A 23,673-nucleotide genomic window follows, 5' to 3' on the forward strand; every position below is an offset into this window, starting at 1 on the left:
GGGGGACTAGCGGGGGGTGTGCGGCGGCGGGTTCTGGCCGTCGTAGCCGGCCTGACCGTCGTAGCCGCCCTGACCGTCGTAGCCGGCCTGCCCGTCGTACCCGCCCTGGCCGTCGTAGCCGCCGTAACCGGGCTGCGCGGGCTGCTGGCCGTAGCCGGGCTGCTGCTGGGCGGGCTGCCGGCCGTAGCCGTAGCCGGGCTGCTGCTGGGCATAGGCCTGGCCGTCGTAGCCGGCCTGACCGGCGTACCCGGCCTGGTTGCCGTATCCGTAGCCGCCCTGATCGGCGTAGCCGCCGCCCTGGTTGCCGTACCCGCCCTGGTGGCCGTACCCGCCCTGCTCGCCGTAGCCGTCCTGGGTGCCGTGGCCGTAGCCCTGGCCGGTGTAGCCGCCCTGGTTCGCGTAGCCGTCCTGGTGGCCGTAGCCGTCCTGGTGGCCGTACCCGCCCTGGCCGCCGTAGCCGTCCTGGCCGGCCTGGTCGCCGGGGGGCGTCGGGTCGGCGGGGGCCGCCGGGGCGGCGGGGGGCGTGCCCTCGGCGGCGGCCCGGGCCGCGGCCTTCTTCGACTGGGAGCGGGCCTTGAGGTACTCGATCACGATCGGGACGACCGAGATGAGGACGATCGCGATGAGGATCGCCTCGATGTGCCGGTGCACGAAGTCGATCTTGCCGAGGGAGGCGCCGAGCAGGGTCACGCCCGCGCCCCACAGCACGCCGCCGATGATGTTGAAGGTGATGAAGGAGCGGTAGTTCATCCGGCTGACGCCGGCGATGATCGGCGTGAAGGTGCGGATGATCGGCACGAAGCGGGCCAGGATGAGGGACTTCGGGCCGTGCTTCTCGAAGAACTCGTGCGCCTTCTCGACGTTCTCCTGCTTGAAGAGCTTGGAGTCGGGGCGCCGGAAGAGCGAGGGGCCGACCTTCCGGCCGAAGAGGTAGCCCACCTGGTCGCCGAGGATCGCCGCGGCCACGACCAGCGTGCAGACCAGCCACAGCGGGGAGTCGAGCTTGCCCGTGGTGACGAGGAGGCCGGTGGTGAAGAGCAGCGAGTCGCCGGGGAGGAAGAACCCGATGAGGAGACCGGACTCGGCGAAGACGATGGCGAGGACGCCGATCAGGCCGAAGGTCTGGATCAGGTAGTCCGGATCCAGCCAGCTCGGTCCGAGGGCAAGCGTGTTCACGGTTCCGGGCTCCTGCGGTTCGGGGTGGGGGCATGTCGAGGTGCGGGCGGGACATGCCTGCGGCGCGCCCCAAGCTATCAACGCGGAAGGGTGGGCCCCGGTTCCATCGGGTGGCCGGGGATGCGGGACGGCCGGCTTCCGGCGACCCTGGGTGACCAGGAGGTGATGGCCGATGGGCATCGAGGAGTACGGAGGCGGTCAGGGACCGCACCCCGATGTGCTGGTGGTGACGACGAACGACGTCCCAGGCTACGAGGTACGCCAGGTGATCGGCGAGGTCTTCGGATTGACGGTGCGCTCCCGGCACCTGGGCAGCCAGATCGGCGCCGGTCTGAAGTCGATGATCGGCGGCGAGCTGAAGGGCCTGACGAAGACCCTGGTGGAGACCCGCAACCAGGCGATGGAACGCCTGGTGGAGCAGGCCAGGGCGCGCGGCGCCAACGCGGTGCTGATGTTCCGCTTCGACGTGACCGAGGCGGCGGACGTCGGCACCGAGGTCTGCGCGTACGGCACCGCCGTCGTCATCGCGCCGCGGGCCTGACCCCGGGCGGTACGGGAGGCGGCGGCGGTGGGCCCCGGCGAGGGCCACCGCCGCCGCCACCGCCGCCGCCGGCCCCGGTCCTGACGTGACGTGAGCTACACGCCCGCATGCCCGGCCTTTCGAGGTGTTGTGCGGCATTTGCTCACTTATGGTGGGGCGGTGGCCACCGATCATGACGCGACCGCCCCCGTCGAAGCCCCGGTACGGATCCTGCTCCCACAGGTGCTGCCCGCCCTCGTGGTGGGCGTCGGATCGGGCCTCCTCTTCCTCGGCATCAGCACGCTCGCCGAGGAGCTCCAGTCGGTGCTCTGGGAGACCGTGCCCGACGCCCTGGACATCGGCCGGTACTCCTCGCTGTGGATGATCACCGTCCTCACCGTCACCGGAGTCGCCGTCGGACTGGTCGTCTGGAAGGCGCCCGGGCACGCCGGGCCCGACCCGGCCTCCGAGGGGCTCGGCGGGCCGCCGCTGCCGCCCCTCGTGGTGCCCGGCCTCCTCGTCGCCTCCATGCTCGCGCTCGCCGGCGGCGTCAGCCTCGGCCCCGAGCAGCCGACGATCGCCGCCGCGATCTCCCTGGCCGCCTGGCTGGGCCTGCGGGCCGCGCCGGACGTGCCGGGCGCCTTCTGGGTCTCCCTCGCCGTCGCCGGCACCTTCGGCGCCCTCTTCGGCACGCCCGTCGCCGCCGCCCTCGTCCTCTCCGAGGCGCTCACCGGGCAGCCCGGCCGGGGCTCCCTGTGGGACCGGCTCTTCGCGCCGCTCCTCGCCGCCGGCGCCGGCGCGATGACCACCCAGCTCCTCTCGGACCCCAGCTTCGCCATGGGCCTGCCGCCGCTGACCGACCCCGGCTGGGAGGACCTGCTCGCCGCCCTCGTCGTGGCCACCCTCGGCGCCCTCTTCGGCCTCCTCGGCTGCTACGCCTTCCCCCCTCTCCACCGGGCCTTCGGCAGGCTGCGGCACCCGATGCTGATGCTGCCCCTCGGCGGACTGGTCCTGGGCCTGCTCGGCGCCCTCGGCGGGCACCTGACCCTCTTCAAGGGCCTCCACGAGACGAAGGAGCTCGTCGGCTCCATCGGGGTGTACTCCTCCGGGGAGCTGGCGAAGCTGGCCGTGGTGAAGCTCGCCGCCCTGCTGGTGGCCGCCGCCTGCGGCTTCCGCGGCGGCCGGGTCTTCCCCGCGGTCTTCCTCGGCGCCGCCTTCGGCCTCGTCGCCCAGGCGCTCGTCCCCGAGATCCACCCGGCGGTCGCCGTCTCCTCCGCCGTCCTCGGCGTCCTCCTCGCCACCACCCGGCAGGGCTGGGTGAGCCTCTTCATCGCCGCCGTCATCGCCTCCTCCCCCGCGATGCTCTCGCTGCTCTGCCTGGCCACCCTGCCCGCCTGGCTGGTCGTCACCGGCCGCCCGCAGCTCGAACTCGACCACCAGGGCAAGTCCCTCCGCTGAACCCCCGCCCGTCGCCGCCCGTCGCCGCCCGCAGCCGCCCTCAGCCGACCGCCGACCGCCGACCGCCGACCGCCGCAGAAGGAGCACCCCGATGGCCCCCCTCCACAAGGGAACCGACGTCACCGACAGCGAGCACTTCCGCCGGCTCGCGCTCAACCCCTTCTTCGGCGAGGCCGACCCCGTCGGCGGGATGACCGAGGCCCCGCCGCGGCACCGGATGCCCGAGGGGCCGCTGGCGCCGTCCAGCGCCTACCAGCTGGTCCACGACGAGCTGATGCTGGACGGCAACTCCCGGCTCAACCTCGCCACCTTCGTCACCACCTGGATGGAACCCCAGGCCGGTGTCCTCATGGCCGAGTGCCGCGACAAGAACATGATCGACAAGGACGAGTACCCGCGCACCGCCGAGCTCGAACGCCGCTGCGTCGCCATGCTCGCCGACCTCTGGCACGCGCCCGACCCGGCCGCCGCCGTCGGCTGCTCCACCACCGGCTCCAGCGAAGCCTGCATGCTGGCCGGCATGGCGCTCAAGCGCCGCTGGGCCAAGAAGAACGCCGACCGCTATCCGGCCACCGCCCGCCCCAACCTGGTGATGGGCGTCAACGTGCAGGTCTGCTGGGAGAAGTTCTGCGACTTCTGGGAGGTCGAGCCCCGGCTCGTCCCCATGGAGGGCGACCGCTACCACCTCGACGCCGCCTCCGCCGCCGCCCTCTGCGACGAGAACACCATCGGCGTCGTCGCCGTCCTCGGCTCCACCTTCGACGGCTCCTACGAGCCCGTCGCCGAGATCTGCGCCGCCCTCGACGAGCTCCAGGCCCGCACCGGCCTCGACGTCCCCGTCCACGTCGACGGCGCCTCCGGCGCCATGGTCGCCCCCTTCCTCGACGAGGACCTGGTGTGGGACTTCCGGCTCCCCCGCGTCTCCTCGATCAACACCTCGGGCCACAAGTACGGACTCGTCTACCCCGGCGTCGGCTGGGCCCTGTGGCGCGGCGTCGAGGAACTCCCCGAGGAGCTGGTCTTCCGGGTCAACTACCTCGGCGGCGACATGCCGACCTTCGCCCTCAACTTCTCCCGCCCCGGCGCCCAGGTCGTCGCGCAGTACTACACCTTCCTGCGGCTGGGCCGGGAGGGCTACCGGGCCGTCCAGCAGACCAGCCGGGACGTCGCCCGCGGCCTCGCCGAACGCATCGAGGCCATGGGCGACTTCCGTCTCCTCACCCGCGGCGACCAGCTGCCCGTCTTCGCCTTCACCACCGCCCCCGACGTCACCTCCTTCGACGTCTTCGACGTCTCCCGCCGGCTGCGCGAACGCGGCTGGCTGGTGCCCGCCTACACCTTCCCCGCCCACCGCGAGGACCTCTCCGTCCTGCGGATCGTCTGCCGCAACGGCTTCTCCGCCGACCTCGCGGGCCTCCTCGTCGAGGACCTGCACCGCCTCCTGCCCGAACTCCGCAGCCAGCCCCACCCCTTCACCCGGGACAAGGCCGCCGCGACCGCCTTCCATCACTGACCGGGATCGTCCTCCGCGCCGCACGCCAGCCGGAACTCCGACCAGCGGACCCCGTCGCGCGTCAGCTCGTACCGGCAGCGCGCGTCCTCCCGCAGGAGTCCGGCGCCGGTGCGGCGGACGTACGCGGTGCCGTCGTCCAGCTCCCGGAAGGTGCGGCCGCCGTCCAGGCTGACGTGTCCGGACCCCTGGGCGGCGAGTTCGACCCGGCCGCCGGGGCCCGGCACCGGCAGCCCCGCCAGGGAGCGCGGCTCCCCCTCCGGGCCGGCGGTCCACACCCGCCGCCAGCTCCCGCCCCCGTCCGCGGAGCGGTACAGCGCCCGCAGCGGGTCGGGTACCGGCTCGCCGCCCGGCACCTCTCCCACCTCCGCCGCGTACACCGCGTCCGGGCCCACCACCACCGCCGTGCGCCGGGGCGGGGTGCCGGCCGGGCTCGGCAGCGGGCTCACCGACCAGCTGCGGCCCGCGTCCCGGGAGACCGCGACCGCCGGCCGCCCGGTGCCCGGCACCACGCCCGACGCCCACCAGGACCCGTCCGGCTCCACGACCTCCGCCGGCCGGGGGTGCGCGCCGAGCCCCGGCTGTGCCACCAGCTCCCGCCGCCGCCCGTCCCGGGGCGAGATCACGACGAGCCGCTCCCGGTCGCACCGCTCCGCCGGCGCGCCCGGGTCCGTGGCGCACTCGGCGGTGAGCGCCGCGCCCTCGGGGATGTCCGGGGTGCGGCCGGCGAGGCGCGGGTCGACGCTCCGCCAGCTCCGTCCGCCGTCCCCGCTGAACCAGCCCCGCGACGGCTCCTCGCCGCCGCCGTCCTCGATCAGCGCCCGCCCCGGGCCGAGCGTCCGCAGCCGCGCCGACACCCCGGCCGTGCCGCGCAGTTCGGGCAGCGGCGAGGCGCGCAGCTCCCAGCGCTCCGCGCCCCGGTCGAGGACCGCGATCCGCTGGCGGCAGAAGCCGTTCGCGGGCGCGGCCGGGTCGCTCACGCACTCGGCGAGCAGGGCGAAGCCGCTGCCGTCGGCGGCGAGTTCGAGTCCGGCGACCCAGCCGGGCAGTCCCGCGCCGTCGCCGATCCGGGGCGGGGCGCCGAACGCGCCGTCGTCGCCGGGCCGTTCGCCGCCCGGGTCCGGCTCCGGGCCTCCGGTGCAGGCGGCGAGCGTCCCGGCCAGCAGCAGTGCGGCGAACGCGCGGAGCGGAGCCGGCGCCCGGGAAACGGGAACGCGCATCGGACCTCCCCCTGTCCCTCGGGCGCCATTCTCCTCCGGACTCCCCGGATACGACCCCGGGTTCACCGCCCCGGTTCACGGCCCCGGGTTCACCGCCCCGGTTCACGGCCCGGGGTTCACCGCGCCCGGGGGTTCACCGCGCCCGGGGGTTCACCGCCCGAGCCGGCGGAACCTCCGTACCGCCAGCGGGAAGAACACCGCGAGCAGGGCCAGCGGCCACAGCACCGCCGCCGTCACCCACCCCGGCTCGCCGCCCGGGTTGCCGAAGAGGTCCCGGACCGCCGTGGCCGTCGCCGACATCGGGTTCCACTCCACGGCCGCGCCCAGCCAGCCCGGCATGGAGTCCGGCGAGGCGAAGGCGTTGGAGAGGAAGCCGACCGGCCAGACCAGGATCTGCACGGCCTGCACCAGCTCCGGCTTCCCCGCCACGAGCGCCAGGTGGATCCCGATCCACAGCATCGCGAAGCGCAGCAGCAGGAGCAGACCGAGGGCACCCGCGAAGGCCGCCGGGCCGCCCCGGGCGCTCCAGCCCATCGCGTATCCGACGCCGACCATCACGAGCAGTCCGGCCGCCGACTGGAGCATGTCGGCCGCCGCCCGGCCGACGAGGACGGCGCCGTCGGCCATCGGCATGGAGCGGAAGCGGTCGACGACCCCCTTGTCCAGGTCCCGGGTGACCGCCGTCATCGTCCCTTCGAGCCCGAAGACCATGGTCAGCGTGAGCATCCCAGGCACCAGGAAGTCGACGTACTCCCCCTGGACGGCCCGGCCGCCGCCGACCAGGTAGCCGAACATCAGCAGCATCATCACCGGGAAGACGAGCCCGACGACGACCGCGACCGGCTGCCGCGCCCAGTGGGCCAGCTCGCGGCGGGTCATCGTCCAGCAGTCGCTCAGCGCGTACGCGGCGCTCATGCCGCCACCTCCTTCTTCCCGCCGGTCAGGCGCAGGAACGCCTCGTCCAGCGTCGGGCGCCGCAGCGCCACGTCCTCGGCCTCGATCCCGGCCGCCTCCAGGGCCCGTACGACCTCCGCGAGCGAGGCCATCCGGTCCCGTACGGGCGCGCTGATCAGCCGCCGGTCCCGGTCGACGTCCGTCTCGTCGGCGCCGAAGGGCAGCGCCCGTACGGCCTCGTCGAGGCGGTCGGCCTCCCGGACGACGACGTCGATCCGGTCCCGGCCCGCCCGGGACTTCAGCTCCCCGGGGGTGCCCTCGGCGACCACCCGGCCGTCGTCGACCACCGAGATCCGGTCGGCCAGCCGGTCCGCCTCCTCCAGGTACTGGGTGGTCAGGAGCACGGTCGTCCCGCCGTCGACGAGGGAGCGCACGGCCTCCCAGACCTCGCCGCGCCCGCGCGGGTCGAGTCCGGTGGTCGGCTCGTCCAGGAAGAGCACCTCCGGCTCGGTGATGAGGGAGGCGGCGAGGTCGAGCCGCCGCCGCATGCCGCCGCTGTACTGCCGGACCGGCTTGCGGCCGGTGCCGGCGAGCCCGAACCGCTCCAGGAGCGCGTCGGCGCGCAGCCCCGCGCCCCGGGCGCCGAGGTGGAAGAGGCGGCCGAACATCTCCAGGTTCTGCCGGCCGCTCAGCTCCTCGTCGAGCGCCGCGTGCTGCCCGAGCAGCCCGATCCTGCGGCGGACCTCGGCGGCCTCCTTCCGCACGTCGTGGCCCGCGACCCGCACCCGGCCCCCGTCGTGCCGGAGCAGGGTCGCCAGGACCCGTACCGTCGTGGTCTTGCCGGCCCCGTTGGGGCCGAGCAGGCCGTGGACCGTGCCGCGCCGGACGGCGAGGTCGAGGCCGTCGAGCGCCCGCTTGTCCCCGTACCGCTTGCGCGCGCCCTCCATGAGGATCGCGTCTCCACCCACGGACATCCGTTTCCTCCCGCTATCGCTCTAGTCAAATTTGATCAGCACCGGAGCGGAGAGGGTATGCCCGCCGAAAGGGCTAGTCAAACTTGATTAATCCTGTTCGGCGTCGCCGGTCGCGTACGGGTTCTCCTGCCCCTCCGCGAGGACGCCCACGAACGGCTCGCCCTCCCCCGCGAAGGTGTACGCCCCGCCCTCGATCCGCTCGATCAGCCCGAGCGTCCACTCCCGGCCGGCGTCCGCCGAGTGCACCCAGAGGTGCATGATCTCGCCGATGTGCCCGAGCTGCCCCGGGCCGCCCTCCGGCGTGTAGTACTCCGTCACCGAGGTCCGCCAGGCGTCGAGCCCGCGCAGCCGCTCCCGCAGCAGCTCCACCGCCTCCGCCCGCGGCAGGTCCACGACGAAGCCGACCGCCGCCGACAGCACGTCCATCTGCTGGTCGTAGGTGGCCAGCGCCTCCCGGAGCAGCCGCAGGTACTCCTCGCGGCCCGCCTCGGTGATCTCGTACTCGACCCTGGGCGGACCGCCGACCGTACTCGGCGCCAGCTCCTCGGCGCGCAGCAGTCCCTGCTTCGCCATCTGCTTGAGCGCGTGGTAGATCGAGCCCGGCTTGGCGTTGGACCACTCGTGCGCGCCCCAGTACTCCAGGTCGTTGCGCACCTGGTAGCCGTGGGCGCGGCCGTGCTGCTTCACCGCGCCCAGGACGAGAAGGCGGATCGCCGACATGCCCACGTACCCCTCTGGTCGATTCCGACCAGAGTAGGCGGGTCACGGCCCCGCGGTACGCCCGCTCTCCTCGGCGATCAGCGCGAAGGAGACCTTGCCGTCGAGGGACTCGCGGATCACGTCCGCGTGCCCGGCGTGCCGGGCCGTCTCCTGCACGAGGTGGAGCAGCATCCAGCGGACCGACACCCGCCCCTCCGCCGGGAACCAGGGCGCGGGCGGCAGCGGGAAGGTGTCGTCCAGGCTCGGGACCGTACGGACGAACTCCTCGGTCTCCTCGGCCACGCCGTCCCAGAAGGCGAGGATCCCGGGGATCGTCTCGCCGTCGACGAGCCGGAAGGCCTCGCCCCAGGTCTCCTGGCTCCGCTGCTTCTCGTTCGGCTTCTCCTGCGCGAGCCGGAGCCAGTTCAGCTCGACCTCGGCCACGTGCTTGACCAGGCCGGAGAGGCTCAGCTCGCTGGCGCTGGGCCGGCTCGCCGCCTGCTCCTCGGTGAGGCCGAGGAGGGCGCGGCGGAGCGCGGCGCGCTGGACCTCCACGAAGTTGAGGAACGCGCCGCGCTCGTCGCCGGGGGCCTCCGAGGGAACAAGAGCCACCATGATGGGTCCGCCTTCCGTCCGTATCTCTGCCACTGTCGCTGTCGCTGTCGGGCAGGACCCACGTTACGGACGGAGTAGGACAGAAACCGTCCTAGAAGGGGAACCGGCTCCGGCCGTGCTGGATGGAGATCCACTTCTGGGTGGTGAAGGCCTCGATCATCGCGTCGCCGTTGAGCCGGCCGATGCCCGAGTGCTTCTCGCCGCCGAAGGGGACGATCGGCTCGTCGTGCACGGTGCCGTCGTTGATGTGGATCATGCCGGTGTGGATGCGCTTGGCGACCCGCACGCCCCGCTCCACGTCGGCGGTGTGGACGGCGCCGCTGAGCCCGTACGGGGTGTCGTTGGCGATCCGCACGGCCTCCTCCTCGCCGTCGAAGGGCAGGATCAGGGCGACCGGGCCGAAGATCTCCTGGGAGAGGACGGGGGCGCCGGCGGGGATGCCGGTCAGCACCGACGGGGAGACGACGTTGCCCTCCACCCCGCCGCGCAGCAGCGCGGTGGCGCCGGCCGCGACGGCCTGCTCGACGGCCCCGTCGACCGACTCGGCCTGCTGGGAGTTGATGAGCGGGCCGATGTGGGTGGCGGGGTCGGCCGGGTCGCCGACGCGCAGGGTCTTCACCTTCGCCACGAACTTCTCGGTGAACTCCGCCTCCACCCGCCGGTCGACCAGGACCCGGTTGGCGGCCATGCAGACCTGGCCCTGGTGCACGAAGCGGCTGAAGACGGCGGCGTCGACGGCGTAGTCGAGGTCGGCGTCGTCGAGGACGATCAGGGCGCTGTTGCCGCCGAGTTCGAGGACGGCGTGCTTGAAGTTCCGGGCACAGACCTCGGCCACGTGGCGGCCGACCTTGTCGGAGCCGGTGAAGGAGATGACCTTCGGGACCGGGTGGGTGAGGAGCGCGTCGCCGATCTCGGCGATGTCGGTGACGACGACGTTGAGCAGACCGGCCGGGAGGCCCGCCTCCTCCAGGATCTTCGCGACCAGCGTGCCGCCGCAGACCGGCGTGTTCTGGTGCGGCTTGAGGACGACGGCGTTGCCGAGCGCGAGCGCGGGGGCGACCGACTTGAGGGAGAGGAGGAAGGGGAAGTTGAAGGGGGAGATGACGCCGACGACGCCGACCGGGAGGCGGTAGACGCGGTTCTCCTTGCCGTCGACCGGCGACGGCAGGATGCGGCCCTCGGGGCGCAGCGCCAGCTGGACCGCCTCGCGCAGGAACTCCTTGGCGAGGTGCAGCTCGAAGGCGGCCTTGAGGCGGGTGCCGCCGAGCTCGGCGACGATCGTCTCGGCTATCTCGTCCTCGCGGTCCTCGACGATCCGCAGGGCCCGCTCGAAGACGAGGCGGCGGGCGTAGGGGTTGGTCTCGGCCCAGGCGGTCTGCGCGCGCTCGGCGGCCCGGTAGGCACGGTCCACCTCCTCGACGGTGGCCACCGTGATCGAGGCGAGCTTCTCCCCGGTGTACGGGTTGAAGTCGATGATGTCCCAGGAGCCGCTGCCCGGCTTCCACTCGCCGTCGATGAACTGGTGGGCCAGGTCGGTGAAGTGCGACATGGACGGTGAACCCCTCTGCCGGCTGCCGGTCACCCGGGCGCGCGCGGGCGCCCGGCCGCCGGGGCTACTGATGCGCCGTCATCGTACTGATGTATCAGGAGAGTTGGAGGAGACCCCGGAGAAGATCACGGCTTTCGGCCGGATCCGGACTGTCCTTCGCCAGCTTCTCCATCACCGTGGCGTACTGGGCGACCTCCTCGCGCTTGTCGAGGTAGAGGGCGCCGGTGAGCTGCTCCAGGTAGACGACGTCGGAGAGGTCGGACTCAGGGAAGCTGAGCATGGTGAAGGCACCGCTCTCGCCGGCGTGCCCGCCGAAGCTGAAGGGCATCACCTGGAGCGTCACGCCGGGCTGCTCGGAGACCTCGATGAGGTGCTTCAACTGCCCCCGCATGACGGCCCGGTCGCCGTAGGGGCGGCGGAGCGCGGCCTCGTCGAGGACGACGTGGAAGTGCGGGGCGCGCTCGGAGACGAGGACCTTCTGGCGTTCGAGGCGGAGGGCGATCCGGCGGTCGATCTCGGCGCGCGAGGCACCGGGCATGCCCCGGGAGACGACCGCGTGGGCGTACTCCTCCGTCTGCAACAGGCCGTGCACGAACTGCACTTCGTAGACGCGGATGAGGGAGGCGGCCGCTTCGAGGCCGATGTAGGTCTGGAACCAGCCCGGCAGGACGTCGCCGAAGCTGTGCCACCAGCCGGCGAGGTTGGCCTCGCGGGCGAGACCCAGGAGCGCGCCGCGCTCGGTCTCCTCGGTGACTCCGTAGAGAGTGAGCAGATCCTCTATGTCCCTGGCCTTGAAGCTCACCCTTCCCAACTCCATGCGGCTGATCTTGGATTCGGAGGCGCGGATCGAGTAGCCGGCGGCCTCGCGGGTGATACCCCTCGATTCGCGCAGGCGCCTCAGCTGGGAGCCCAGCAGAATCCGTCGGACGACGCTCCCGCCCGCTCCGTTCATTTCGCCTGCGGTCACGGCTCCAGCCTTCCCTTCACGGTGACGAGCCCCCGTTCGAGCCCCGGATTCTGCCATCAAACGCTTCAGCGCGTACACATCCGATTACGGAAGGGGATGCGCAGGGGTGAGATCCGGACGGAAGGCGGCGCGCCCCTGTCAAGAAGATTTCCACAGATTCGCCACAGGGTCGGACAGGTCCGGCACCCGCCCCTCGCGTGCACGTGCATCTGCCCTTGCATCCCGTCGGCGCATTCGGAACCATGGACCCCGCGCAGCCGCGTACTCGTTCGCGTTGTCGTGTTGTCGCAATGTTTCGCAATGTTTCGCACTGCTTGCACCGTTGTCGCACCACCACCGCGATTCCCGGGAGTGCCTCGCATGGGGACGAATGGATCGACCGTGCTCGAGCCTTTACGGCAGGGTCTCCCGCCGATCGATCCCGGCGCCGTCTCCACCTCCGCCTCCTGCGCCCTTCCCGCACGGTACGAAGCCGTGCGCGGGGCACGGAAGTTCACCAGCGCCACGCTGGACAGCTGGGACCTCGCCGACCGCTTCGACGACGTGGCCCTCGTGGTCTCCGAACTCGTCACCAACGCCCTGCGGCACGCCGTCCCCGACGGCGGCACCGAGGACCCGCAGACGCCGCAGGTGCGCCTGCACCTGATGCGCTGGGCCTCCCGCCTGGTGTGCGCGGTGCGCGACCCCAGCCGGCAGAGCCCGGAGGCGCGCGAGGGCGAGGAGGACTTCTCGGCCGAGTCGGGCCGGGGCCTGTTCCTCGTGGAGTCGTTCAGCGACAGCTGGGGCTGGCACCCGCTCGCCGGGACCCTGCAGGGCAAGGTGGTGTGGGCGCTGTTCCGGGTCGGACCGGAGGAGTAGGGACGTCCCGAACGCGTGGAAGGGCCCCGGCGGATGACCGCCGGGGCCCTTCCCTTTGTCAGGTGTGGGGGCCGTCGGGTCAGACGAGGTGGTCGAACTCCCCGTCCTTGACACCCAGCAGGAGCGCCTCGATCTCGGCCGGCGTGTAGACGAGCGCCGGGCCGTCGGGGTGGCGGGAATTGCGCACGGCAACGTTTCCCCCCGGCAGTTTGGCGAACTCGACGCAGGAGCCCTGGGAGTTGCTGTGCCTGCTCTTCTGCCAGACGACGCCTCGCAGCTCCGTCGCCGCCATGCCGTTGTACGCGTGGTGCGCGTGGTGCACTGGTAGCTCCCCGAGTTGCTTGGTACAGGTGTCAACTTCCCCGGATCATAGCTGCGTTCATATGCGGATGCATGAGCAGATGCACGTGCACGAGGCGTGGCGTAGCCGCTACGCGACTCAGCGTGCGACCGCGGGGAAGTCCCCCGTGATCTTCCCACCCGGGTGGACGGGAACGCGGGGGAGGTGGTTCCCCGCGTTCCCGTCCACCCGGCGCTCGGGCACCGCCCGCCCGGCCGCTCGGACCCCGTCCCCCGGCGGCTCAGGCCTCGGCGAGGGCCGCCGACAGGTCGTCCAGGGCGGCCAGGAGCAGCCGGGCCGCCTTGCGCAGCAGCGGGTCGGTGACCTCGGTGTCCCAGGCGGCGACGGTCTCGCGGAGGTCGTCCCAGGCGGGGACCCGGCGTTCGCGGACCGCCTTCGCGCCGCGTTCGGTGGCCTCGCGCAGCGCCTCCGCGAGGTCCGCGGCGGCCGGCAGGGGCGGGACGCCGGGCTCGGGGAGGTGGGCCTCCAGGAGCATGGCGGCCCGCCCGAACTCGGCGATCGCGTGGCCCGCGCCCTCGGCGGCGGCGTGCGAGAGCCCCCGGTGCCGCACCGGCTCGTGGGTGGCCCGGCCCAGGGCGTCGTGCCAGGCCACGCGCGCGGCGCGGGCGGAGAGCAGGGCCTCGCGGACGTCGGGGCTGCCGGGGCCCGCGGGGTCGGCGTACCGGGCGGCGACGGCGGCGGCGGCGTACCGCCCCGAGGTGGTGAGCCAGTCGGCGAGCCGGCCGCGCAGCCGGGGCGTCTCCCAGGCGGGGTAGACCGCGTAGGAGAGCATCGCGAGGAGGCCGCCGAGGAGGGTGAGCAGGACCCGGTCCCGTACGGTCTGGGCCGCCCCCGAGCCCTCCATGCCGAGCAGGAAGACGACGTACGCGGCGACGCAGACCTGGCTGACCGCGTACCCCGTCTTCATCAGCAGGTACATGCCGAAGGCGCAGAGCACGGCGAGACCGGCGGAGAGGTACGTCCCCGGGTGCGCGGTCTGCACGACGGCGGAGGCGAGCCCGACGCCGACGAGCGTGCCGCCGAAGCGGGCCACCGAGCGGGAGTACGTCTGCGAGAAGTCCGGCCGCATCACCATCACGGAGGTCATCGGCGCCCAGTACCCGTGCCCGAACGGCAGCACCAGGCCGAGGAGGTAGCCGGCGGCGGTGACCGCGGAGACGCGCAGCGCGTGCCGCAGGATCGCCGAGCCCGGCCTCACCTCGGCCCGCATCCTCGCGACGACGAGCGGCAGGAGCCGCAGGAGGGTGGGGCGGGCACGGGGAGCGGACGGGTGCGACGGCTCCGGGCCGGCCGTCTCCGTGCGGGGTTCCGCCGTCTCGACGACGTCGCCGAGGAGGGCCGCGAGGCGCAGGGCGACGCGGTGGGAGCGGTCGGAGAGGATCGTGCCGGTGTCGGGGGTGCGGAGGGCGGCGACGGCGGCCGGGGGCAGCCGGACGGGTCCGCCGTGCCGGATGGCGTGCGCGGCGGCGTCGAGGACCTCGCCCGCCGCGGCGAGCAGCTCGCGCACCCGGTCGCGCTGCGGCCCCTCCGCGGGGGCGCCGACGGCGGGGTCCGCGAGCGAGGCGAGGACGGGCCGGATCCGTTCGGCGAGCCGCCGGGGCCCGTGGAGTTCGACGGGCCGGCGGCGGGCCTGCCACGGGGTGACGGCGGCGGCGCTGCGGGCGGTCATCAGCGGCACCGGGTCGAAGGAGGCGACCGGGTCGTGGCGGAGCCGGCGGGCGTAGTCCGCCTCCGCGGCGAGCGCGTCGGCGAGCGCGTCGCGCTGGGCGCCCCAGGGCCGGACGGGCAGCAGCACGACGAGCGCGGCCTGCACGACCCCGCCGGTGAAGATCATGGCGGCGTGGCCGGCGGCGGTGGCGACGGAGGTCGGCAGGGTGACCGTGACCAGCATGATCGCGACGTTGGAGGAGGCGATGATGCCGGCGGTGGGCCCGGCGGCCCAGGCGAGCCCGGAGAGGAAGGTCCACAGGACCAGCAGGGCGAGGAAGAGGACGGTGTGCGCCCCGGTCAGGTACCCCAGGAAGGTGGAGACCGCGAGGCTGCCGCCGGAGGCGAGCGCGAGGGTGGGCCGGGGCCGCCACGACCGCTGGAAGGTGGCGATGGCGGCCTGGAAGGCGCCGAACGCGGAGGACGCGGCGACGGCCGGCCCGAAGAAGGCCAGCGAGAAGCCGACGACGAGCGCGAGCCCGAGCGCCCCGCGGGCCGCGACGACCGGAGCGAGCCGCCGCCGCTCGACGGTGAGTCCGGAGCGGGCGGTCTCCCTCAGCGCCCGGAGCCAGCTCATGATCCGAGCGTAGCGACGATCACCCCGTATGCCCCGCGACACGGCATTTCGCCCGGGGTTCAGCCCCTGTCGAGGCGGGCCCGGTCCGGGGTCAGGGTGGCGGACTCGGCGGCGGTGGCGCCGTGGTTCCAGCCGTCCTCGTCCCACATCGCGCGGACCCGGGTGGCCCTCGTCTCCGGGAAGAGCTCGTCCGTGCGGGCCGTCACCGCGGCCTCGCGGGAGGCGAGGACCGGGAGCAGCGTCGGGGCCTCGGCGGCGACCCGCCGCGAGGTCGCCTCCAGGCGGGCGCCGAGCCGGTTCGCGTACGCGAGCAGGAAGGACTGCCGGAAGGACTTGGTGCGCTTGCGGCCGCCCTTGCGCTGCTCGGCCTCCGCGCGGGTCATCGCGGCCGTCCCCTGCACGAGCAGCGAGGTGTACAGCAGCTCGACGGGGTCGAGGTCCGCCTCGAATCCGACGACGGTCGAGAAGCCGTACGTCTCGTTCCACACGGCCCGGCAGTGGTTGGCGCCCGCCACCGCGTCCAGCAGGATCGCCTTCGCCTGCTCGTACGGCGGCTCCACGCCGACCCGGATCGCCCCCGGCGTCCGCGGCGACGGCGCGCCTGCGGCGAGCCCGGCCTCGTCGAGGCTGTGGCGGGCCATCAGCTCCTGCGCCTTCGCGGTCAGCGCCTCGGCCTCCTCCGGGTAGCCGGTGGCCTCCGCCTTGGCGAGCAGCGCCCGGATCCGGGTGAGCATCCGCGGCTCCCCGACGGCCGCCGGCGGCAGCGTCTCGCCGGGCACGGGCCCCACCGCGTCGAGCCGGGGCAGCCGGACGAGCAGCCGGTACAGCTCCAGGACGGCGGTCGCGTACGAGAAGCGGTCGGCGGGCCCGGCGCCCTCCCCCGGCCCGTCGGTCAGCACGTCGATCTGCTCGCGCCAGCGCCGGGGCAGCGTCGCGTACCGCCCGGTCTCGGCCCGCACCAGGCCGCCGAGCAGCCGCAGGTGCTCCTCCGCCAGCTCGCGGCGGACCGTCCGGCCGAGGTCGGCGGGCTGCCAGCCGCGCTCCCACAGGGTCCGTACGAACTCCTCGCCGCGCCGCGCCAGCCCGGCGTCGGCCCCCGGGTCGGCGGCGAGCAGGGACGCGGCGGTGTCGAGGGACCGGTCGTCGCGGCTGTGCAGCGCCTCCGCCAACGCCCGCCCGACCGTGGACTCCCGCGCCTCCTCCTGCATGACCGCGCCCTCTCTCCGCATGGCCTGACGGCCTCGTGCCTCGTGGCCCCGTGACCGGGACCCGTCCTCCGATGGTCTCAGGGGGTGCGGGGGCGGGCGGAGGTCCGGGGGTATGTCCGGCCCTACCCCCGGACGCCCGGCAGACGGCGTGACCCGGGGGCGGGCGGAACGGTTCGCTGGAGCCATGACCAGGACCCTTTCTCCTTCCGCCCCCGCCGCCGCCGTGCGGCTCGGGGGGCTCGTCCGGCGGCACGGGGACGTCCGGGCCCTCGACGGCGTCGACCTCGACGTCGCCACCGGCACGTTCACGGCCGTCATGGGCCCCTCCGGCTCCGGGAAGTCCACCCTGCTGCGCTGCGCCGCCGGACTCGACCGCCCGGACGCGGGGCGCGTCGAGGTGGCGGGCACGGCCCTGGAGGGGCTGAGCGAGCGGCGGCTCACGCTGCTGCGGCGGGACCGGATCGGCTTCGTCTTCCAGTCCTTCAACCTGCTGCCGACGCTCACCGCCGCGCAGAACGTGGCCCTGCCCCTGCGGCTCGCCGGCCGCCGCCCGGCGCGCGGCGAGGTCCGGGCGGCGCTCGCCCGGGTCGGGCTCGCGGGGCGCGAGCGGCACCGGCCCGCCGAGCTCTCCGGCGGCCAGTGCCAGCGGGTCGCCATCGCCCGGGCGCTGATCACGCGCCCCTCGGTCCTCTTCGCCGACGAACCGACCGGCGCGCTCGACTCCACGACCGGCGCCGAGGTGATGGACCTGCTCAGGGCCCTCGTGGACGAGGAGGGCCGCACGCTGGTCATGGTGACCCACGACCCGCTCGCCGCCGCCCGCGCGGACCGGGTCGTCTTCCTCGTCGACGGCCGTCTGGCGGACGAGCTCGCCGCGCCGACGGCGCACGAGGTGTCGGCCCGGCTCGCGTCCCTGCGCCCCTCGGGAGCGGCGGGAACGGCGGGTGTGACGTGCTGAGCCTCGTCGTCGGGGGGCTGCGGACCAGGTGGGCGTCCCTCCTCGGCGGGTTCCTGGCGCTCGCGCTCGGGGTCGGGATGCTGACGGCGACCGGGCTCGGGCTCGCCGCCGCGCTGGACCCGCCGCCGCGCGCGCCCGAGCGGTTCGCGTCCTCGCCCGTCGTCGTCCTCGGACAGGACCGGCTGGCCGTGGAGGTCCGGCGCGGCCCCCGCACCGAGCTCACCTACCGGCCGCTCGACCGTCCACAGCCTGTGGACACCGGTGTGCTGCGCGCACTTGAAGCGCGCTGGACGCTGACGCGCACGGGACCCGGCGCCCCGGACGCCGTCGGGCTCGACGCGCCCGCCGCCGAGGTCAGGGCGGTCGTCGGCGACCGGGCGCAGGTGCTCACCGGCGACGGGCGCCGCCGCGCCGACCCCGGCCACGAGGACGACACCCGGGAACTCACCGGCCTGAACGCGCTCCTCGGCACCGCGGGCGGCGTCGCCGCCTTCGTCTCCGTCTTCGTCGTCGCCTCCGTCTTCGCCTTCTCCGTGGCGCTGCGGCGCCGCGAGTTCGGGCTGCTCCGCACCGCCGGCGCCACCCCCGCGCAGGTCCGCCGGCTGCTGCTCGCCGAGGCGGCGGTGCTCGGCGTCACCGCGTCCGCCGCCGGCTGCGCGCTCGGCGCCCTCGCCGCGCCGCCGATGGCACGGGCGCTGGTCGCCCGGGAGCTGGCACCCGCGTGGTTCGCGGGCGCGGCGGGCACCAGCGCCGGATGGCCGTACCACGTGGCCTTCTGGACGGGGCTCTGCGTCGCGCTCGCCGGCGCGGCCGCCGCCGCCCACCGCGCCGGGCGGACCGGCCCCACGGCCGTGCTGCGCGAGGCGGACGTCGACCGGGACGTGCTGCCGCCGGGCCGGGCGCTGCTCGGCGCCGGACTGCTCGCGGCCGGCCTCGGCCTGCTGGTCTGGACGTACGCGACGGAGCCCGAGGCGCTGCTGAAGCGGAAGACGTACACGACCCTGCCGATGCTCCTGATCGGCGGCGCGGCCCTGCTCGCCCCGCTCCTCGTGCGCCCCGTGGCCCGGCTGCTGCCGGTCCCCGGCGGCGGGGCGGTCGGGCTCCTGGTCCGGTCGAACGCCGCGGCCGCCGTGCGCCGCACCTCCGCCGTCGCCGCGCCCGTCCTGGTGACCGTGGCCCTGGCGGGGACGCTCTTCGGCGCCTCGGAGAGCGTGGCGCGCGCCAAGGAGACGGAGGCCCGGGAGCGGACGGCGGCGGCCTCGGCGGAGGCCGGCCCGACCTCCCTCTTCGTACGGGACGGGGCCGAGGCGGTCGTGAAGTACCGGGCCCGCGCGGTCGCCGACCCGGCGGCCTTCGCGGATCTGGCGCGGCTCCCGGTGGTCGCGGGCGACCTGCGGGACCTGGACGACCGGTCGATCGTCGTCAACGAGGAGTTCGAACGGCGGCGGGTCGGCGAGGAGGTCGAGGTGTGGCGGGCGGACGGCAGCGGGCCCGTACGGCTCCGGGTGGCGGCGGTCCTGGCGCGCGGCACGGGCGACAACGGCCCCTACGTGACCCGCGCCCAGGCCCCGGACACGGCACCCGGCCACGTGGAGCGGGGCAGCCTGAAGGAAGTCGGCTCCGCACCCGACCGCCTGACCCCGGGCTCCGCGCCGGACCGTCTGGAGCGGGGCGAGGCGCCCCGGCCCGTGAACCGGGCGGCCAGGACCGGCCTCCGTCTGCTCCTCGTCCTGACCCTCCTCTACACGGTGATCGCCCTGGCGAGCACCCTGCTCATGGCCACCTCGGTACGCGGCGGGGAGCTGGCCTCCCTCCGGCTGGCCGGCGCCACCCGCGCGCAGGCCCTGCGGGCGGTCACGGGCGAGGCGCTGCTCGCGGTGGCCGTCGGCACGGTCCTCGGCCTCGCGGTGACGGCAGCCGTCCTGGGGGCCCTGGGCGCCGCCCTGGGCGCGCTCTCGGCCCCGGTGACCCTGGCCCTGCCCTGGGCGGAGACGGGCGCGGCGGCCGCCGTCTGCGCGGTCGTGGCCGTCGCCGCCTCGGCCCTCCCCGCGTGGCGCCTCACCCGCTGACCGGGGAAGGTGGGACAGGGCGGTGGCCGGGGTCGGAGCCGGGCCACCGCCCACCCCCGGGCGGGCACACGGGACGGCGCGCTCGGCCGCGCCCGGGCTCCGGTGCCCGCACCCGCACCGGCATCCGCACCCGCACCCGCCGTACGGCGCACGACCGGTGCGGGTCCGTACGCGGGAGCGGAGGCACCCGCGGAGGGTGCCGGCGCGCTACGGAAGCAGGACCAGCTTGCCGCGGACGTGGCCGGCTTCGCTGAGCTCCTGGGCCCGGGCCGCCTCCTTCAGGGGCAGCGTGTCCGCGTGGCGGAGCCGCAGCGTGCCCGCGAGGACTCCCTCCGCCTGCGCCCGCAGCCACCCGCGCACCCGCCCGAAATCCGGCTCGGGCACGCTGAAGAGGACCCCGTGCTCGTCCGCGTCCGTCGCGGCGATGGTCACGACCCGCTCCTTCCCCGCCAGCTCGATCGCGAGCGGCAGCACCCCGTACCCCGCCGCGTCGAAGACCGCGTCGACGCCCCCGGGCGCCGCCGCCCGCACCCGGTCCGCGAGCCCGTCGCCGTACGCGACGGGGATCGCCCCGAGGCCGCGCAGGTAGTCGTGGTTCGCCTCGGACGCCGAGCCGACGACCGTGACGCCGGCGGCGACCGCCAGCTGGACGGCGATGGTGCCGACGATGCCCGCCGCGCCGTGCAGGAACAGCGTCTCCCCCTCCCGCACCCCGAGCTGCTCCAGGACCCGCGCCGCCGTCTCGCCGGCGACCGGCAGACCGACCGCCGCCTCCCAGGACAGCCCGGCCGGCTTCGGCAGTACGTCACCGGACTCGCCGCCGCCGGCCAGCGCGTACTGGGCGTACCCGCCGCTCTTCGCCCAGCCGAACACCTCGTCGCCGACGGCGAGTCCGGTGACGCCCTCGCCGACCGCGTCGACCGTGCCGGCCACCTCGATCCCCGCCACGGCGGGGAACGTCGTCGGGTGGATCTCCTTCATCAGACCGCTGCGCGTCTTCCAGTCCACCGGGTTGACGCCCGCCGCCGCGACCCGCAGCCGCACCTCGCCGGGCCCCGGCTCCGGCACCTCGGCAGCGGTCTCGTACCGCAGCACCTCGGGTCCGCCGAACTCCTCGAACACGATCGCGTCCATCGTCGCCGTCGCCATGTCGCCCTCCGTATCAGCGCGTTCGCTTCACCGCGTCCGCTTCTCGACGGGCTCAAGCCTCCGTCGGCCCGCGGCTGTTCCCCGCCCTCCCTCCGGCCAGTCCCACCTGTCCGAAAGACCAGCCGCCCTCCCCAAGTCCCTGACTAGGCTGGCGTCATGGACGTGCCCACGCTGACCGCCGCGTACGAGATCCTCCGCAGACCGCTCGACGGGGTCCTCGCGCAGCTCTCCGCCACGCTCGCCCCGGTCGTCCCGCACCTCGGCGCGGCCGAACTCTCCACGCACTGCGCGCACTCGCCGTTCAAGACGGCCGGCGGCGCGGCCGACGGACTCACCCCCGCCGACCTGGCGCCGCTGCTCGCCGCCGGGATCCCCGGCGAACCCTGGCAGGGGACGGTCCGGCTCTCCGGGCGCCCCCGCCCGGTCCTCGCGGTGACGAGCGACGCCACCGCCCGGCGCTCCCTCCTGGTCCTGCTCCGCGAGGACGGCTCCGCGCCCGCGGGACCGGACGGACTCGCCCTGGCGCAGGCCCTGTGGAACCTGGTGACCGGCCATCTCGACCGGTTCGCGGTCGAGGCCATGCCGGGGGCGCTGGCCCGCTCCCGCACCGCCGCCGACACCCGCGCGCGGGTCATCGCCGAGCTGACCACCTCCCACGCGGCGGCCGTCTCCGGCGTCCTGTCGGTGCTCCGCAGCCGGAACCTCGACGACGCGACGGCCCGCGCGGCCGCCACCGATCTCGCCGCCTCCGCGCTCCTGGAGATCCGGTCCGTGCGGCAGCGGGACCGCGCGGTCGCGGAGGAGTCGGCGCGCGCCGCCTTCGCCCGGCTCGCCGACGAGCTGCGGACGGTCTTCCGGCACCACCCGGCGCGGCTCGAACTCGGCCCGCCGGACAGCGACCTCTCGCTCCCCGCCGACCTCGCGCACAGCGCCCGCGCGATCGTCCGCGCGCTGCTGGCGATCGTCCTGGACCAGGACGGCGTGAACCGGGTGCACGTCGGCTGGCGGCTCACCGGGCAGGAGCTGCTCGCCACCGTCCGCGACGACGGCCCGGGCGCGCTCGCCGCCTGCGACGTCGGCGCGGGCACGGTGCGGGACCGGCTCGACGTCCTCGGCGGCCGGATCGACCTGGAGACCGTCCCCGGCTGGGGGACCACGATGACGGCGGTCCTGCCGCTGGCCACCCCGGACGCCCCGGCCGGGGCGGCGCATCCGCTGGCGACCCTGGGCGAGCGGGAGATCGAGGTCCTGCGCCACCTGGCCCAGGGGCACCGCAACCGCCACATCGCCGGGCAGCTGCACATCAGCGAGTCCACGGTGAAGTTCCACGTGGCGAACATCCTCGGCAAGCTCGGCGTCGCCTCCCGCGGCGAGGCGGCGGCCCTCTTCCACGCGGCGGCGTGAGGCACCTCCGGGTGCCGCGTGATCCGGATGTCGTGACCGTCCCCTGTCAGTGGCGGATGTCAGACTCGCACCCATGAGCGAGAGGTGGGCGCTGGCACCGGAGCCGGAAGGGGAGGGCGCGGTCCTCGTCCCGCTCCGGCCGGACGGCGCGCCCGCCGGGGAGGTGCGCCGCGAGCCGTCGCTCGTCGCCGCCGTCCGGGCCCGCCCGGAGGTGGCGCGCTGGGTGTGGCGGTCGACGGCCGAGGTCTATCCGCGGCTGCTCGCCGCCGGCGTCCGCGTCGAGCGGTGCTACGACGTGGAGGACGCCGAGCAGCTCCTCCTCGGCCACGAGGGCCGGCTCGGCGAGCCCCGCTCGGCCGCCGCCGCCTGGGCCCGGCTGCGGAACGGCCCGGTGCCGTCCGACCCGCCGCCGCGCACGGCCGAGCCCGGCTCCCAGGACTCGCTCTTCGAGCCGAGACCGGCCGTCTCCGTCCCCTTCGAGGGCCTCCTGGAGGTGTACGCGGAGCAGCAGCGCCGTCACGACCGGGCCGAGCACCCGGGCAGGATGCGGCTGCTGACCGCCGCCGAGTCGGCCGGGATGCTCATCGCCGCCGAGATGCACCGGGCGGGGCTGCCGTGGCGGGCCGACGTGCACCGGGAGCTGCTGCACGAGCTGCTGGGCGAGCGGTACGCGGGCGGGGGCGAGCCGCGCCGCCTCGCGGAGCTGGCGGACGAGGTGTCGGCCGCCTTCGGCCGCCGGGTCCGGCCCGATCTGCCCGCGGACGTGATCAAGGCCTTCGCGGGGGCCGGGATCCGGCTGCGGTCCACCCGCCGCTGGGAGCTGGAGGAGCTCGACCATCCGGCGGTGGCGCCGCTGATCGCGTACAAGAAGCTGTACCGGATCTGGACGGCGCACGGCTGGTCGTGGCTGGCGGACTGGGTGCGCGAGGGCCGCTTCCGGCCGGAGTACCTCCCGGGCGGCACGGTCAGCGGCCGCTGGACCACCAACGGCGGCGGGGCGCTCCAGATCCCGAAGGTGATCCGGCGGGCGGTCGTCGCCGACGCGGGCTGGCGGCTCGTCGTCGCGGACGCGGACCAGATGGAGCCGCGGGTGCTCGCCGCGATCTCCCGCGACCCGGGCCTGATGGAGGTCGCCGGCCATCCGGACGACCTCTACACCCGGCTTTCGGACCGGGCGTTCTCCGGCGACCGCGAGCACGCCAAGCTCGCCCTGCTCGGCGCGATCTACGGCCAGACCAGCGGCGACGGCCTGAAGAACCTGGCGGCGCTGCGCCGCCGCTTCCCCCGCGCGGTGGCCTATGTCGACGAGGCGGCGAAGGCCGGCGAGGAGGGCCGGCTGGTCCGCACCTGGCTGGGCCGCACGAGCCCGAAGGCGGTCGGCGCCGGTGACGACGGCGAGGCGGGCCTCCCGCAGGACGGCCCCGAGACGGGCGCCGCGGAGGACGTCTACGGCTTCACGCCCGGGTACGCCTCGAACAACGCCCGGGCCCGCGGCCGCTTCACCCGCAACTTCGTCGTCCAGGGCAGCGCCGCCGACTGGGCCCTGCTGATGCTGGCGGCCCTGCGCCGCACCCTCTCCGCCGCCGGAATGCGCGCCGAGCTGGTCTTCTTCCAGCACGACGAGGTGATCGTGCACTGCCCGGCCGAGGAGGCCGCGGCGGTGACGGAGGCGATCCGGGCGGCGGGCGACGAGGCGGGCCGGATCGCCTTCGGCGCGACCCCGGTCCGCTTCCCGTTCACGACGGCGACGGTGGAGCGGTACGCGGACGCCAAGTAGCGCCCGCGCACCGCCCGTCCGGA

20 protein-coding genes are annotated in these 23,673 nt (G+C 74.9%); 8 read left to right on the forward strand and 12 right to left on the reverse strand.

Annotated elements, in window-relative coordinates; genetic code table 11:
* Positions 1–6: 6 nt before the first annotated feature.
* The gene (locus tag ABZ621_RS09530; protein WP_360602415.1) at positions 7–1,176 is read right to left on the reverse strand and encodes a VTT domain-containing protein; all 1,170 of its coding nucleotides are present in this window, start codon (positions 1,174–1,176) and stop codon (positions 7–9) included.
* Between the two features lie 172 nt (positions 1,177–1,348).
* Here ABZ621_RS09530 and ABZ621_RS09535 point away from each other — a divergent pair, with 172 nt between their 5' ends.
* From ABZ621_RS09535 to ABZ621_RS09545, 3 genes are all read left to right on the forward strand, one after another.
* Positions 1,349–1,717: a YbjQ family protein gene (locus ABZ621_RS09535; RefSeq protein WP_189980198.1), complete on the forward strand. Its 369-nt coding sequence runs from the start codon at positions 1,349–1,351 to the stop codon at positions 1,715–1,717.
* Between the two features lie 159 nt (positions 1,718–1,876).
* Positions 1,877–3,154, forward strand: a complete 1,278-nt coding sequence (locus tag ABZ621_RS09540) for an ion channel protein (protein WP_360602417.1) — start codon at positions 1,877–1,879, stop codon at positions 3,152–3,154.
* A 91-nt stretch (positions 3,155–3,245) separates the two neighbouring features.
* Positions 3,246–4,667, forward strand: coding sequence for a glutamate decarboxylase (locus tag ABZ621_RS09545; protein ID WP_360602419.1), 1,422 nt, complete (start codon positions 3,246–3,248; stop codon positions 4,665–4,667).
* Here ABZ621_RS09545 and ABZ621_RS09550 read toward each other — a convergent pair.
* From ABZ621_RS09550 to ABZ621_RS09580, 7 genes are all read right to left on the reverse strand, one after another.
* The gene (locus ABZ621_RS09550) at positions 4,661–5,884 is read right to left on the reverse strand and encodes a sialidase family protein (protein WP_360602421.1); all 1,224 of its coding nucleotides are present in this window, start codon (positions 5,882–5,884) and stop codon (positions 4,661–4,663) included. The two genes, ABZ621_RS09545 and ABZ621_RS09550, sit on opposite strands and share 7 nt — an antisense overlap.
* Positions 5,885–6,034: 150 nt before the next feature.
* Positions 6,035–6,799 (reverse strand): ABC transporter permease, encoded by a 765-nt coding sequence (locus ABZ621_RS09555; RefSeq protein WP_360602423.1) that lies wholly within the window; start codon positions 6,797–6,799, stop codon positions 6,035–6,037.
* Complete coding sequence (locus tag ABZ621_RS09560; RefSeq protein ID WP_360602425.1) at positions 6,796–7,752, reverse strand: ATP-binding cassette domain-containing protein; 957 nt, start codon at positions 7,750–7,752, stop codon at positions 6,796–6,798. The genes ABZ621_RS09555 and ABZ621_RS09560 overlap by 4 nt, the downstream gene beginning before the upstream one ends.
* A gap of 87 nt (positions 7,753–7,839) precedes the next feature.
* A complete protein-coding gene (locus tag ABZ621_RS09565; protein WP_360602427.1) occupies positions 7,840–8,472 on the reverse strand; it encodes a PadR family transcriptional regulator in 633 nt (210 codons plus the stop codon).
* 42 nt (positions 8,473–8,514) lie between these two features.
* Positions 8,515–9,066, reverse strand: coding sequence for a DinB family protein (locus ABZ621_RS09570; protein ID WP_360602429.1), 552 nt, complete (start codon positions 9,064–9,066; stop codon positions 8,515–8,517).
* Positions 9,067–9,157: 91 nt separating this feature from the next.
* A complete protein-coding gene (locus tag ABZ621_RS09575) occupies positions 9,158–10,615 on the reverse strand; it encodes an aldehyde dehydrogenase family protein (protein WP_360602431.1) in 1,458 nt (485 codons plus the stop codon).
* Positions 10,616–10,709: 94 nt separating this feature from the next.
* On the reverse strand, positions 10,710–11,567 hold the full coding sequence (locus ABZ621_RS09580) for a helix-turn-helix transcriptional regulator (protein ID WP_360602998.1): 858 nt from the start codon (positions 11,565–11,567) through the stop codon (positions 10,710–10,712).
* Between the two features lie 375 nt (positions 11,568–11,942).
* On the opposite strand from ABZ621_RS09580, the gene ABZ621_RS09585 reads away from it, so the two are divergent.
* On the forward strand, positions 11,943–12,440 hold the full coding sequence (locus ABZ621_RS09585) for an ATP-binding protein (RefSeq protein ID WP_360602433.1): 498 nt from the start codon (positions 11,943–11,945) through the stop codon (positions 12,438–12,440).
* A gap of 79 nt (positions 12,441–12,519) precedes the next feature.
* Here ABZ621_RS09585 and ABZ621_RS09590 read toward each other — a convergent pair whose 3' ends face one another.
* From ABZ621_RS09590 to ABZ621_RS09600, 3 genes are all read right to left on the reverse strand, one after another.
* A complete protein-coding gene (locus ABZ621_RS09590; protein WP_030219358.1) occupies positions 12,520–12,732 on the reverse strand; it encodes a DUF397 domain-containing protein in 213 nt (70 codons plus the stop codon).
* Between the two features lie 289 nt (positions 12,733–13,021).
* Entirely contained in the window at positions 13,022–15,085 is a 2,064-nt protein-coding gene (locus tag ABZ621_RS09595) for an FUSC family protein (RefSeq protein ID WP_360602434.1), read from the reverse strand.
* A 59-nt stretch (positions 15,086–15,144) separates the two neighbouring features.
* The gene (locus ABZ621_RS09600) at positions 15,145–16,293 is read right to left on the reverse strand and encodes a DUF2786 domain-containing protein (RefSeq protein WP_360602436.1); all 1,149 of its coding nucleotides are present in this window, start codon (positions 16,291–16,293) and stop codon (positions 15,145–15,147) included.
* Between the two features lie 184 nt (positions 16,294–16,477).
* On the opposite strand from ABZ621_RS09600, the gene ABZ621_RS09605 reads away from it, so the two are divergent.
* Positions 16,478–17,251 (forward strand): ABC transporter ATP-binding protein, encoded by a 774-nt coding sequence (locus ABZ621_RS09605; RefSeq protein WP_360602438.1) that lies wholly within the window; start codon positions 16,478–16,480, stop codon positions 17,249–17,251.
* Complete coding sequence (locus ABZ621_RS09610; protein WP_360602440.1) at positions 17,245–19,320, forward strand: ABC transporter permease; 2,076 nt, start codon at positions 17,245–17,247, stop codon at positions 19,318–19,320. The genes ABZ621_RS09605 and ABZ621_RS09610 overlap by 7 nt, the downstream gene beginning before the upstream one ends.
* Positions 19,321–19,527: 207 nt before the next feature.
* On the opposite strand, the gene ABZ621_RS09615 is transcribed toward ABZ621_RS09610, so the two are convergent.
* Positions 19,528–20,454 (reverse strand): NADP-dependent oxidoreductase, encoded by a 927-nt coding sequence (locus ABZ621_RS09615; protein WP_360603000.1) that lies wholly within the window; start codon positions 20,452–20,454, stop codon positions 19,528–19,530.
* A 171-nt stretch (positions 20,455–20,625) separates the two neighbouring features.
* Here ABZ621_RS09615 and ABZ621_RS09620 point away from each other — a divergent pair, with 171 nt between their 5' ends.
* Both ABZ621_RS09620 and ABZ621_RS09625 read left to right on the forward strand, forming a co-directional pair.
* Positions 20,626–21,873, forward strand: coding sequence for a LuxR C-terminal-related transcriptional regulator (locus ABZ621_RS09620; RefSeq protein ID WP_360602442.1), 1,248 nt, complete (start codon positions 20,626–20,628; stop codon positions 21,871–21,873).
* A 73-nt stretch (positions 21,874–21,946) separates the two neighbouring features.
* Positions 21,947–23,650, forward strand: a complete 1,704-nt coding sequence (locus ABZ621_RS09625; RefSeq protein ID WP_360602444.1) for a bifunctional 3'-5' exonuclease/DNA polymerase — start codon at positions 21,947–21,949, stop codon at positions 23,648–23,650.
* The last annotated feature ends 23 nt before the right edge of the window (positions 23,651–23,673 follow it).

This window comes from Streptomyces sp. NPDC007863 (assembly GCF_040633895.1).
Lineage (GTDB): Bacteria > Actinomycetota > Actinomycetes > Streptomycetales > Streptomycetaceae > Streptomyces.

Coding starts and splice junctions, on each gene's coding strand:
- ABZ621_RS09535 (WP_189980198.1), top strand. CDS start 1,349: ATGGGCATCGAGGAGTACGGAGGCGGTCAGGGACCGCACCCCGATGTG.
- ABZ621_RS09545 (WP_360602419.1), top strand. CDS start 3,246: ATGGCCCCCCTCCACAAGGGAACCGACGTCACCGACAGCGAGCACTTC.
- ABZ621_RS09550 (WP_360602421.1), bottom strand. CDS start 5,884: ATGCGCGTTCCCGTTTCCCGGGCGCCGGCTCCGCTCCGCGCGTTCGCC.
- ABZ621_RS09555 (WP_360602423.1), bottom strand. CDS start 6,799: ATGAGCGCCGCGTACGCGCTGAGCGACTGCTGGACGATGACCCGCCGC.
- ABZ621_RS09560 (WP_360602425.1), bottom strand. CDS start 7,752: ATGTCCGTGGGTGGAGACGCGATCCTCATGGAGGGCGCGCGCAAGCGG.
- ABZ621_RS09565 (WP_360602427.1), bottom strand. CDS start 8,472: ATGTCGGCGATCCGCCTTCTCGTCCTGGGCGCGGTGAAGCAGCACGGC.
- ABZ621_RS09570 (WP_360602429.1), bottom strand. CDS start 9,066: ATGGTGGCTCTTGTTCCCTCGGAGGCCCCCGGCGACGAGCGCGGCGCG.
- ABZ621_RS09575 (WP_360602431.1), bottom strand. CDS start 10,615: ATGTCGCACTTCACCGACCTGGCCCACCAGTTCATCGACGGCGAGTGG.
- ABZ621_RS09580 (WP_360602998.1), bottom strand. CDS start 11,567: ATGAACGGAGCGGGCGGGAGCGTCGTCCGACGGATTCTGCTGGGCTCC.
- ABZ621_RS09585 (WP_360602433.1), top strand. CDS start 11,943: ATGGGGACGAATGGATCGACCGTGCTCGAGCCTTTACGGCAGGGTCTC.
- ABZ621_RS09590 (WP_030219358.1), bottom strand. CDS start 12,732: ATGGCGGCGACGGAGCTGCGAGGCGTCGTCTGGCAGAAGAGCAGGCAC.
- ABZ621_RS09595 (WP_360602434.1), bottom strand. CDS start 15,085: ATGAGCTGGCTCCGGGCGCTGAGGGAGACCGCCCGCTCCGGACTCACC.
- ABZ621_RS09600 (WP_360602436.1), bottom strand. CDS start 16,293: ATGCAGGAGGAGGCGCGGGAGTCCACGGTCGGGCGGGCGTTGGCGGAG.
- ABZ621_RS09605 (WP_360602438.1), top strand. CDS start 16,478: ATGACCAGGACCCTTTCTCCTTCCGCCCCCGCCGCCGCCGTGCGGCTC.
- ABZ621_RS09615 (WP_360603000.1), bottom strand. CDS start 20,454: ATGGACGCGATCGTGTTCGAGGAGTTCGGCGGACCCGAGGTGCTGCGG.
- ABZ621_RS09620 (WP_360602442.1), top strand. CDS start 20,626: ATGGACGTGCCCACGCTGACCGCCGCGTACGAGATCCTCCGCAGACCG.
- ABZ621_RS09625 (WP_360602444.1), top strand. CDS start 21,947: ATGAGCGAGAGGTGGGCGCTGGCACCGGAGCCGGAAGGGGAGGGCGCG.